This is a genomic window from Roseovarius sp. CH_XMU1461 (assembly GCF_037027165.1).
GTDB lineage: Bacteria > Pseudomonadota > Alphaproteobacteria > Rhodobacterales > Rhodobacteraceae > Roseovarius > Roseovarius nubinhibens.
The window spans coordinates 778,408-789,998 of sequence record NZ_JAYMDV010000001.1; the positions used below are offsets into that span (position 1 = coordinate 778,408).

The following is an 11,591-nucleotide window of genomic DNA, read 5'->3' on the forward strand; positions in this document are numbered from 1 at the left end:
ATCTTCTGTATTTTCTAGTTTTTCGAAGTCACTTGCAAACTTTGCCGGCCTTGCGAAGGCAGCTCATTGAAAGTGCTGAACAAACGACAACGGCGCGCGAAAATCCGCGCGCCGTCCCGATAGCTTGCAAACGTGACGAGGATCAGAAATCCAGATTCTCGACGTTTAGAGCGTTTTCCTGAATGAACTCGCGGCGCGGTTCGACCACATCGCCCATCAGCTTGGTAAAGAGGTCATCCGCCTCGGCCACGTCATTGACCTTGACCTGCAACAGCGTCCGCGCCTCGGGGTCGAGCGTCGTTTCCCAGAGCTGATCCGGGTTCATCTCGCCAAGACCTTTGTAGCGTTGCAGCGACAGGCCTTTTTCACCCTCCTTGAGGATCGCATCCAGAAGGTCCAGCGGACCGTTGATCGCCTGTACCCGGTCCTTGCGCACCAGGGTCGCTTGCGTGCGATAGACATCCTGCAGCACCTTGGTCATCTGACCGATGCGACGGCTTTCGCCCCCGCGCAGGATCGGACCGTCGAGCGTGCGCACCTCTTCGACACCGCGCAGCATGCGGGTCAGGCGAATACCGTGATCCTGCGTGATCCGGCCCGTCCAGCCGCGCTCATATTCGAGCGCGATGAGATCGAGACGCGCGGCGACCGCATCGGCCACGCCTTGCAGATCGGCATCGGCCCGGCCTTCGGAAAACGCCCCGGCGATGGTCGCCTGTTCGACGATATTGCGCGGGTAATGCGTCGGAAACGCCTCGATGATCCGCTTGGCCTGCCGCGCCTCTTCCACCACGCGGACCAGATCACGCCCGGTGATCTCTTCGCCGGTGCCGAGCCGCAGCATCGCATCGTCGGTGCCCTGCTCGATGAGGTAATCCTCCATCGCGGCCTGATCCTTGAGATAGACCTCGGACTTGCCGCGCGACACTTTGTAGAGCGGCGGCTGCGCGATGTAGAGATAGCCGCCATCGATCAGCTCGGGCATCTGCCGATAGAAGAAGGTGAGCAGCAGCGTCCGGATATGCGCCCCATCCACGTCGGCGTCGGTCATGATGACGATCTTGTGGTAACGCAGCTTGTCGATGTTGAACTCGTCCCGGCCGATGCCGGTGCCGAGCGCCATCACGAGATTGCCGATCTCCTGGCTGCCGAGCATGCGGTCGAACCGCGCGCGTTCCACGTTGAGGATCTTACCCTTGAGCGGCAGGATCGCCTGCGTGCCCCGGTCCCGCCCGGTCTGGGCAGAGCCCCCCGCGCTGTCACCCTCGACGAGGAACAGCTCGGTCTTGGAGGGGTCCTTCTCGGAACAATCCTTGAGCTTGCCTGCGAGAAAATTCACATCCATCGCGGTTTTGCGCCGGGTCAGCTCGCGCGCCTTGCGCGCCGCCTCGCGGGCCAGCGCCGCCTCGATGATCTTGCCGACGATCATCTTGGCCTCGTTGGGATTTTCCTCGAACCACTCGTTGAGCTTTTCGTTCATCAGCCCTTCGACCGCCGGGCGCACTTCCGAGCTCACCAGCTTGTCCTTGGTCTGGCTCGAGAATTTCGGGTCAGGCACTTTGACCGACAGAACACAGGTCAGCCCTTCGCGCGCGTCGTCGCCGGTAAAGTTGACCTTTTCCTTCTTGGCGATGCCGCTCGACTGGGCGTAGTTGTTGATCGTCCGGGTCAGCGCCCCACGGAACCCCGCCATATGGGTGCCGCCATCGCGCTGCGGGATGTTGTTGGTAAAGGGCAGCACCGTCTCGTGATAGCTGTCGTTCCACCACATCGCCACTTCGACGCCGATCTCGTCCCGCTCGCCGGTGATAAAGATCGGCTCGGGGATCATCGGGCTCTTGTGCCGGTCGAGATATTTGACGAATTCCTTGACGCCGCCGTCGTAATGCAGCTCGGTCTCGAGCGGCTCTGCGGGGCGTTCGTCGCGCAGGATGATGCGCACGCCGGAATTCAGAAAGGCCAGTTCGCGCAGGCGTCGTTCCAGCGTCTCGAAACTATACTCGAGATTGGAAAACGTGTCGGTCGAGGCGAGAAAGCGCACCTCGGTGCCCTTGCGGCCATTGGCGTCGCCCACGACCTTGAGATGCTCTGCCGTGTCGCCACGTTCGAACCGGGCGACATGTTCCTTGCCATTGCGCCAGATCCGCAGCTCGAGCCAGTCGCTCAGCGCGTTGACCACCGAGACGCCGACGCCATGCAGACCGCCCGACACCTTGTAGGAATTGCTGTCGAATTTGCCGCCCGCATGGAGCTGGGTCATGATGACCTCGGCGGCGCTGACGCCCTCTTCCTCGTGGAGATCGACCGGAATACCGCGGCCATTGTCGCTCACAGAAACGCTGGAATCGTCGTGGATCGTCACCGTCACATGGTCGGCATGACCGGCCAGCGCCTCGTCGATACCGTTATCCACCACCTCATAGACCATGTGATGCAGGCCAGAGCCATCATCGGTGTCACCGATATACATGCCGGGGCGCTTACGGACCGCCTCCAACCCCTTGAGAACCTTGATCGAATCTGCGCCATATTCTTCCGGCGCGGCTGCTGCCTCGGACATTCGGACATCCCTTGTTCGTTTGGCCATTTTATACGGGGTTCGGGGGGGATTGTCACGCAAGTGACACGACTATTTCCGACCATCTCGGGGCGGCTCAGATACCGACCTGCACCACCTCGGAGGCTCCGGCAGTTTCGCGCACTTCCACATGCTGCGCCCGCGCGCCGAGTTCGGCAAAAAGCTCGGGCCCGGTGCCGGTCATCCACGCCTGCGATCCGAGCGCGCAGATCTCGTCATAGAGCGCCGCCCGCCGCCCCGCATCCAGATGCGCCGCCACCTCATCCAGAAGCAGGATCGGCGGCGCGCCGAAATCTTCGCGCAAGGCCCGCCCATTGGCGAGGATGAGCGACACCAAGAGCGCCTTCTGCTCGCCGGTCGAGCAATCCTTGGCCGCGACCCCCTTGGCCGCATAAACGCCCTGCAAATCCGCCCGATGCGGCCCCAGAAGCGTCCGCCCCGCCGCCAGATCGCGCCGCCGCCCCTCAGAGAGCGCATCGCGATACTCCGCCTCTCCCTCGGGCAGCGCGCCTTCGGCCATCTCAAGCGTCAGATCGGCGGCCGGAAAAGCCGTCGCCGCCCCCTCCTGCGCCTGTGCGAGCCGGTCGATCACCCGCTGACGATTGGCCTGGATCGCAAGCCCGGCCTCGGCCATCTGACGTTCAAGCGCCACATACCAATGGCCATCCCGCACCTGATCCTTGAGCAGGCGGTTGCGTTCGCGCATCGCCTTTTCATAGGCCAGCGTCACATCGGCATGATCGGGGACAAAGCTCATGACCATCCGGTCGAGAAACCGCCGCCGCCCCTCGGCCCCCTCAATCCAGAGCCGGTCCATCGAGGGGATAAGCCAGAGCACCCGCGCAATCCGCGCCAGCGCCACCTGCGCCGCCGGCTTGCCGTCGATCCGTGTCTGCCGCGCCGCGCCGCCCTCGGACCAGATTTCGAGCTCATGCACCTGATGCAGGCTGTGCAACACGCCGCGCAGCTTCCAGCCGAGCGCCTCGGGCTGCCGCCCCATGTCTTGCGCCGCCGCCCGGCGCAGCCCGCGCCCCGGCGAAATCAATGAGACCGCTTCGATCAGATTGGTCTTGCCCGAGCCATTGTCGCCATGGATGGCCACCGGCCTCGGGTCCAGCTGCAACGCCGATCCCAGATGGGACCGGAAATGCGACAGCTTCAGCTCTGACAGATAAAGCCCGGCCATTTACGGCCCTTCATCTTGCCGAAAACAGGCGCAGTCCAAACCGCGTCAGACGCGCATCGGCATGACCACATAGACGGCGCTCGTGTCATTGCCTTCGCGCATCAAGGTCGGATCGCCGGAGGAATTGAACATGAACACGGCGTTTTCACGGTCCACCTGGCTGGCAATCTCCAGCAGGTATTTCGCGTTGAACCCGATTTCGAGCCGCTCATCGCCATAGGCCACGGCGAGCTCTTCTTCGGCGGCCCCGCTGTCGGGCGCGTTCACCGAGAGGATCAGACGATCCTCATCCAGCGCCAGCTTGACCGCGCGCGACCGCTCCGAACTCACGGTGGCGACACGATCGACCGCCTTGGCAAACTCGGCCGCGTCCACTTCGAGACGGCGGGTGTTGCCCTGCGGAATGACGCGGGTGTAGTCCGGGAACGTCCCGTCGATGACCTTGGAGGTCAGGGTGATCTCGGGCGTGGCAAAGCGCACCTTGGTTTCCGACACCGACACGGCAATCACCGCATCATCATCGTCAAGCAGCTTGCGCAGCTCGCCCACGGTCTTGCGGGGCACGATCACGCCGGGCATGTCGCCCGCACCATCGGGCAGATCGGCGTCGATCCGGGCCAGACGGTGACCATCGGTCGCCACACAGCGCAGCACCTTGCCGCCATCGCCATCCGACACATGCATGTAGACGCCGTTGAGGTAATAGCGGGTTTCTTCGGTGGAAATGGCGAATTTCGACTTGTCGAACAGCCGCCGCAGCACCGGTGCCTTGGCCGAGAAATTCGACGCATATTCCGAGTTGGCCATCACCGGGAAATCTTCTTTCGGCAGGGTCGCGAGGTTAAAGCTCGACCGGCCTGCCTCGACCGCGAGCCGCCCGGCGGCGCCGTCATCGGTCAGCGTGACAAGCGCGCCATCGGGCAGCTTGCGCACGATTTCATGCAAGGTGACCGCCGAAACCGTTGTCGACCCGGCGCGCTCGACCTTGGCCGGGGCCTTGTCGACCACTTCGATATCGAGATCGGTGGCGCGGAACTGCACCGTGTCGCCTTCGGCCTCGATCAGCACGTTGGCCAGGATCGGGATCGTGTTGCGGCGCTCGACCACGGATTGCGCTTGCGACACTGCCTTAAGCAGAATGCCCCGTTCGATGCTGAACTTCATGCCATGCTCCCTCGGTGGACGCCCTAGGGCGTCGGGAAGGGCAAGTTATCAGCTTCACCCTGCCACTCAAGACTTTTGTGGGTTTTTTGGGACGTTAGCGGGCGGGCGTCAAGAGGCCCGCCGCTTTGCGTGCCTTATTCTTCCAATGTACGGCGCAGAAGCTCGATATCTTCGGCAATCTGCACATCCTTGCGGCTGAGCTCTTCGATCCGGCGCACCCCGTGCATGACGGTGGTGTGATCGCGCCCGCCGAAACGACGCCCGATTTCCGGCAGCGACCGCGAGGTCATCTGCTTGCACAGGAACATCGCCATCTGACGGGGCCGGGCGTAGACGCGCAGACGTTTCGGGCCGACGAGGTCGCTGAGGCGGATGTTGTAATGCTCGGACACCTGACGCTGAATCTCTTCGATGGTCACCTGACGCTCGGAGGCGCGCAGCACATCGGCGAGACAATCCTGTGTCAGTTCGAGCGTGATTTCCTGGCCCACCAGCGAGGCAAAGGCAAAGAGCCGGGTCAGCGCGCCTTCGAGAACGCGCACGTTCTTGGTGATGCGATGCGCGAGGAATTCGAGCACCCCATCGGCCAGCATCAGATCCGGGTATTGCCCCCGGTAATATTCGACCTTGCTTTGCAGGATGCCGAGACGCAGTTCGTAATTGGTCGGGTGCAGATCGACCACCAGCCCACATTGCAGCCGCGAGCGGATGCGCTCTTCGAGATTCTCGATCTCGCCCGGCGCGCAATCGGCGGAAATGATGATCTGCTTGCGCTGATCGACCAGCGCGTTGAACGTGTGAAAGAACTCTTCCTGCGTGCTGTCCTTGCCGGCGATGAATTGGACATCATCCACCATCAGCACGTCGACAGAGCGGAACATTTCCTTGAAATCCATCATCTTGCGTTCGCGCAACGCCTGCACAAAGCGGTACATGAACTGTTCGGCCGAGAGATAGACCACATTGAGCCCCGGCTGCTGCTCCTGCAGCTCCCAGGCGATGGCATGCATCAGGTGCGTTTTACCAAGACCGACGCCACCATAGAGAAACAGCGGGTTGAAGGTCACCGGGCCGCCTTCGGCGACGCGTTTGGCGGCGGCATGGGCGAGCTCGTTCGGCTTGCCCACGACGAATGTGTCGAACTTGAACCGCGGATCGAGCGGCGCGGTCGGAATGCGCGTGTCGGCCATGGTCTCGGCGGGCTCGGACGGCGCGGCCTTGGGGCGCGGGGCGGCGGCCCGGCGCGGCGCTTGCGGATCGTTGGAGGCGGTGCTGGGCACCGCGAAATTCACCCGGCGGATCGACGGATCGATGGCGCGCAGGTGATAGAGAATCTGATCGCCAAAGGTCTGGGCGACATAGTTTCCGAAAAAGCTGGTGGGCACTGCAAAGGACGCAACCTCGCCCGCGACATCGTCGAGCTCGAGCGGTGCAATCCACGTGGTAAAGTTATTGCTGCCGACTGTTTTCTTCAGTTCCTGCTTGAGTTGGCCCCATTCGTTTTTGGTCATTATGCCTTGGTCCACGATCGTCAGTTTCATACAAACCGGCAGTGCTGCCGGTACTCCCAAACGATCCACGGACCGCAGATGCGGTCATTGTTCCATCGGTCAAATGGCAATAACATACGGGCCCCAGAAACTGGGGTTGCACACCTACCAAAAACAACACTGTTGAGGGCATAACGGCCATCCCCGAGCCGCGGGCCTCTGGAACACGGACGCGCCATAAGGTGCCGAAAACATCGGCCTACCGTCCCGAATTGCACCAGGCATCCCCTGCCAGCGCCATATTCGAGAATCGGCTCGTCCCCCCAAGCGTGAATCGCAAGGCCACGTTACCAACCGCCCTGCGGAGCGGGCAACTGATCTTCGCGCTTGACTCATAGATTGGTGGAAAAGAATCTCTGACCGTGTCGCACACAAAAAAGGCGTCCTCAAAGGACGCCTTTTTCGATCAATGATTTAAGGGCAGTTTCAGCCCAGAGCCTTCACACGAGCCGACAGGCGCGAGATTTTGCGCGATGCGGTGTTCTTGTGGAAAACCCCTTTGGTGACGCCACGCATCAGCTCGGGCTGGGCGGCGCGGAGGGCGGATGTTGCGGCATCTTTGTCACCCGACGCGATGGCCTCTTCGACCTTGCGGAGGTAGGTGCGGATGCGCGAACGGCGGGCTTTGTTGACGGCGAAACGCTTCTCGTTCTGACGGGCGCGTTTCTTGGACTGAGGCGTATTTGCCATGATGTCTGGACCTTTTCTTCGGGTTCAATCTTCAAATGTCGCTGCACGAGAAACAACCCGATCCGGCAGGGTCTCAGCCGGTGTGATTCTGGCCAGAGCGGGCCTCACGCGCATGTATAGCGGCGGCATATAGCGAAAAGCGGAGGCTTTGGAAACCGCAAAATTCCCATGTCGGTAACACGTCGGTATTACGACGGCAAAGCGACTGTGGCCATTTTCGCCCCCGCCAACGCAAAACCGGCGCCCCGAGGGACGCCGGTTCAGAGCCCGGTTCAGAGCTTTGGGCAGGGCCGCGCGATCACTTGTCGCGGAACTGGGCCTCGCGTTTTTCGGCGAAGGCGGACATGCCCTCTTTCTGGTCTTCCGTGGCAAAGAGCGACTGGAAGACGCGGCGTTCAAAAAGAAGACCTTCGCGCAGCGGCACCTCGTAGGAGCGGTTCACCGCCTCCTTGACCGCCATCACGGCGATCATGGATTTCTCGGCAATCTTCTGGGCCGCCGTCATGGTTTCTTCCATCAGCTTCTTGGCGGGCACGACGCGGCTCACCAGACCCGAGCGTTCGGCCTCTTCGGCATCCATGAAACGACCGGTGAGGTTGATGTCCATGGATTTCGATTTGCCGATGAAGCGGGTCAGCCGCTGGCTGCCGCCCATCCCTGCGATGACGCCGAGATTGATCTCGGGCTGGCCGAATTTCGCGGTGTCCGAGCAGATGATGAAGTCGCACATCATCGCCAGTTCGCAGCCGCCGCCCAGCGCATAGCCGGAGACAGCCGCGATGATCGGTTTGCGGATGCGCATAATGCCTTCGGCCTCGGGGCCGAAAAGATCGCCAGCGAAGACATCGACAAAGCTCTTCTCGCTCATCATCTTGATGTCGGCCCCGGCGGCGAATGCCTTTTCCGAGCCGGTGATCACGATGCAGCGCACCTTGTCATTGTTCTGTGCGTCCTCGAGCGCCTTGACCAGCTCGCTCAGCAACTGATCGTTGAGAGCGTTCAATGCGTCAGGGCGGTTCAGGGTGATGAGGGCGACGTGGTCTTCTACTTCGACGATGATCGTCTCATAGGCCATGGATTTTGCTTTCGCTTGTTCCTGTCAGGTGGGTGTTCTTATCACCCCTACGGCGCGGATCAACCTATCTTTGGCATCGGGGGCAGTAGAAGGAGGACCGCCCCGATTGCACGACACGGGCCACGATCCCATCGCAGCCAGGGCGGCGGCAGGGCTGACCCTCGCGGTCATAAACGTCGAAATTATGCTGAAAATAACCCAATTCCCCATCCGCCTGCCGGAAATCGCGCAGCGACGAGCCCCCCGCCGCAATGGCATCGCCAAGCACGTCACGGATGATCGGAACCAGCGACGCGATGCGCGCCGATGACAGGTTATTGACGCGACGTTTCGGCGAGATCCCGGCCCGAAACAGCGCCTCGCAGACATAGATATTGCCGAGACCGGCCACGATTCGCTGATCCAGAAGGGCGGATTTCGCGGGCATTGTCCGGGTCTTGAGCGCGGCGACGAAATACTCTTCGTGAAAGCCATTGCCCAAGGGTTCCGGCCCGAGCACCGCCAGAAGCGGATGCGCCTCGGCCCCGTCGGTGGGCAGAAGATCCATCGCGCCAAACCGGCGCGGGTCGTTGAAGGTGATCCGCGCGCCATCCGCCATATGCAGCACCACATGGTCATGTTTCTCGGGCGCCGGGTGATCATGGACGAACCGCCCCTGCGCATCGCCCGAAATCAGCATCCGCCCCGACATGCCGAGATGGATGAGCAGCGTCTCGCCCGAGGCGAGATCGGCGAGGATATATTTCGACCGCCGCCGCAGCGCGGTGACCTTTTGCCCGGCGAGCCGATCGGCCATGCGGTCGGGAAAGGGCCAGCGCAGATCGGGGCGGTTGACCTCGGCGCGGGCGATGGTGCCGCCCTCCATCACCGGGGCCAGACCACGGCGCACGGTTTCGACCTCGGGCAATTCGGGCATGACGGGCCTTTCTGATCACGGCGACATGTCGCGCCGACAATTCACGGCGGCGCATTGTCACCGCCGCCTCGCAGCCTATAAGAAGAGGCGAAACAGCACCGGGGGCAAGACCCATGAGCGGGAAAACCACGCATTTCGGATTTCAAACCGTGCCAGAGGCCGAAAAGGCCGGGCGCGTGCAGGGGGTCTTTGGCTCGGTCGCGTCGAAATACGACGTGATGAATGATGCGATGAGCATGGGCATCCACCGGATCTGGAAAGATGCGATGATGGATTGGCTCGCGCCGCGCCCGGGGCAGCGGCTTCTCGATGTGGCGGGCGGCACCGGGGATATCTCGTTCCGGTTCCTGAACCGCGCCGGGAGCGGCCATGCCACCGTGCTCGACCTGACCGAGCCGATGCTCGTCGAGGGGCGCAAGCGGGCCGAGGCGGCGCAGATGGCGGACAGTCTCGACTGGGTGGTGGGGGATGCGATGGCGCTGCCCTTTGCCGACAACACATTCGACGTCTACACGATCAGTTTCGGCATCCGCAACGTGACCCGCCCGGAAGAGGCGCTGCGCGAGGCGTACCGCGTGCTGCGCCCTGGCGGGCGTCTCATGGTTCTCGAATTCAGCCAGATCCCCAATGAGATGATGCAGAAGGTCTATGACCTCTATTCCTTCAACATCATCCCGCGCATGGGGCAGGCGATTGCCGGCGACCGCGACAGCTATCAGTATCTGGTGGAATCGATCCGCCAATTCCCCGATCAGGAGACGTTCCTCGGGATGGTGCGCGAGGCCGGGTTCGGCAATGCGAAATACCGCAACCTGAGCCTGGGCATCGCCTGTCTGCATTCGGGCTGGAAGCTCTGAATGCGGGGGCCTCACAATATTCTTCGACTGATCCGGACCGGTGCCACGATGGAGCGCACCGGCGCGATGGGGCTTATCATGGAGGCGATGGAGGCGCCGCCCTTGGTGCGGGGCACGATGCGTTGCCTCGCCTGGCCCTTCCAATGGCTCGGCTATAAGGGCGACCCGAGCATGCCGCCCGCGGTGCGCGCGCTCACCGCGCTTGGGCCTGCCTATATCAAATTCGGTCAGATCCTGAGCACGCGGCCCGATCTCGTCGGGGCCGAGCTGGCGCAGGAGCTGCGCGTGCTGCAGGACCAACTGCCGCCGTTTTCCACCGAGATCGCCAAGCGTAGCGTCGCGCAGGAGCTTGGCGCGCCGGTCGACACTCTCTTTGACGAGTTCAGCGAGCCGGTGGCCGCCGCCTCGATCGCGCAGGTCCACAAGGCCCGTCAGCGCGACAGCGGCGCGCCGGTCGCGGTCAAGGTGCTGCGCCCCGGGATCGAGCGGGCGTTTCGCCGCGATATCGATGCGTTCTACTTTGCCGCCGGGATGATCGAGTTTCTCTCGCCCGCCTCGCGGCGGCTGCGGCCCACCGATGTCATCGCCCATTTCGAAGGGGTGGTTCTGGGCGAGCTCGACCTGCGGCTCGAGGCGTCCTCGGCATCGGAATTTGCCGCCAATACGGTGGGTGACGAAGGGTTCGAGCTGCCCGAGATCATCTGGCCGCTGTCGAAGCGGCGGGTGATGACCATGGGCTGGGCCGATGGGGTGCCGCTCGGCGACAATGCGGCGCTCGATGCGGCGGGGCATGACCGCGAGGCGCTGGCGGCGCGGGTGCTGTCGCTCTTTCTGCGGCACGCGCTGCGCGATGGGTATTTCCATGCCGACATGCATCAGGGCAATCTCAAGGTCGCGCCGAGCGGCAATATCATCGCCTATGATTTCGGCATCATGGGCCATATCGATGAATACACCCGCCGGGTCTATGCCGAGATCCTCTACGGGTTCATCAAGCGCGATTACCGCCGGGTGGCGGAGGTGCATTTCGAGGCGGGCTATGTGCCGCCCGACCGCGATGTCGATGAGTTTGCCCGCGCCCTGCGGGCGGTGGGCGAGCCGATCTTCGGGATGGATGCGAGCCGCATTTCCATGGGCAGTCTTCTGAGCTATCTCTTTGAGGTGACAGAGAGATTTGGCATGGAGACGCGCACCGAGCTGATCCTTTTGCAGCGCACGATGGTGGTGGTCGAAGGGGTCGCGCGGTCGCTCGATCCGCAGATCAACATCTGGCAGGTGGCGAAACCCGTGGTCGAGAATTACATCCGCGATTCGCTGGGTCCCCGGGCGATGGCCACGCATCTCACCAAGACGGCGATGGTGCTCTCGCGCTTTGGGCCGCGGCTGCCGCAGATGGTCGAGGCGGCCCTCATGCGTCACAGCATGCCGCCGCCGCCCCCGCCGCCGCGCCGCCGTCGGCGCGATCTGGTCTTTGCCGGGATGGCCGGGGCTGTCGGGGCGCTCGGGTTGGCGGGGCTGGGCTGGATGCTCTTCTAGCCGGTCTCACCGCAGATCGTCGCATTTCTGCGACAGGGT

At 62.7% G+C, this 11,591-nt stretch carries 9 protein-coding genes; 2 read left to right on the plus strand and 7 right to left on the minus strand.

All coding sequences use genetic code 11. From position 1 onward, the window contains the following. Nucleotides 1–142 precede the first annotated feature (142 nt). The 7 genes from gyrB to mutM all read right to left on the minus strand — a co-directional run bounded on the left by gyrB (nt 143) and on the right by mutM (nt 9,159). The gene (gene gyrB, locus WA237_RS03700) at nt 143–2,560 is read right to left on the minus strand and encodes a DNA topoisomerase (ATP-hydrolyzing) subunit B (RefSeq protein WP_009813183.1); all 2,418 of its coding nucleotides are present in this window, start codon (nt 2,558–2,560) and stop codon (nt 143–145) included. A gap of 94 nt (nt 2,561–2,654) precedes the next feature. Then, nucleotides 2,655–3,764: a DNA replication/repair protein RecF gene (gene recF / locus WA237_RS03705; protein WP_336096726.1), complete on the minus strand. Its 1,110-nt coding sequence runs from the start codon at nt 3,762–3,764 to the stop codon at nt 2,655–2,657. 45 nt (nt 3,765–3,809) lie between these two features. Beyond that, nucleotides 3,810–4,928 carry a DNA polymerase III subunit beta gene (dnaN, locus tag WA237_RS03710; RefSeq protein ID WP_336096727.1) on the minus strand — a complete coding sequence of 373 codons (1,119 nt, stop codon included), beginning with the start codon at nt 4,926–4,928 and terminating at the stop codon, nt 3,810–3,812. A gap of 134 nt (nt 4,929–5,062) precedes the next feature. Continuing rightward, nucleotides 5,063–6,439 carry a chromosomal replication initiator protein DnaA gene (gene dnaA / locus WA237_RS03715; protein ID WP_336096728.1) on the minus strand — a complete coding sequence of 459 codons (1,377 nt, stop codon included), beginning with the start codon at nt 6,437–6,439 and terminating at the stop codon, nt 5,063–5,065. Nucleotides 6,440–6,904: 465 nt separating this feature from the next. After that, nucleotides 6,905–7,168: a 30S ribosomal protein S20 gene (rpsT, locus tag WA237_RS03720; protein ID WP_009813187.1), complete on the minus strand. Its 264-nt coding sequence runs from the start codon at nt 7,166–7,168 to the stop codon at nt 6,905–6,907. Nucleotides 7,169–7,466: 298 nt separating this feature from the next. Next, nucleotides 7,467–8,243 (minus strand): enoyl-CoA hydratase, encoded by a 777-nt coding sequence (locus tag WA237_RS03725; RefSeq protein WP_336096729.1) that lies wholly within the window; start codon nt 8,241–8,243, stop codon nt 7,467–7,469. 64 nt (nt 8,244–8,307) lie between these two features. Then, on the minus strand, nt 8,308–9,159 hold the full coding sequence (gene mutM / locus WA237_RS03730) for a bifunctional DNA-formamidopyrimidine glycosylase/DNA-(apurinic or apyrimidinic site) lyase (RefSeq protein ID WP_336096730.1): 852 nt from the start codon (nt 9,157–9,159) through the stop codon (nt 8,308–8,310). Nucleotides 9,160–9,272: 113 nt separating this feature from the next. Between mutM and ubiE the strand changes: the two genes are divergently transcribed. Next, nucleotides 9,273–10,016, plus strand: coding sequence for a bifunctional demethylmenaquinone methyltransferase/2-methoxy-6-polyprenyl-1,4-benzoquinol methylase UbiE (gene ubiE, locus WA237_RS03735; RefSeq protein ID WP_216015272.1), 744 nt, complete (start codon nt 9,273–9,275; stop codon nt 10,014–10,016). Next, nucleotides 10,017–11,552: a 2-polyprenylphenol 6-hydroxylase gene (ubiB, locus tag WA237_RS03740; protein ID WP_336096731.1), complete on the plus strand. Its 1,536-nt coding sequence runs from the start codon at nt 10,017–10,019 to the stop codon at nt 11,550–11,552. It begins immediately after the preceding gene. Nucleotides 11,553–11,591: the final 39 nt, after the last annotated feature.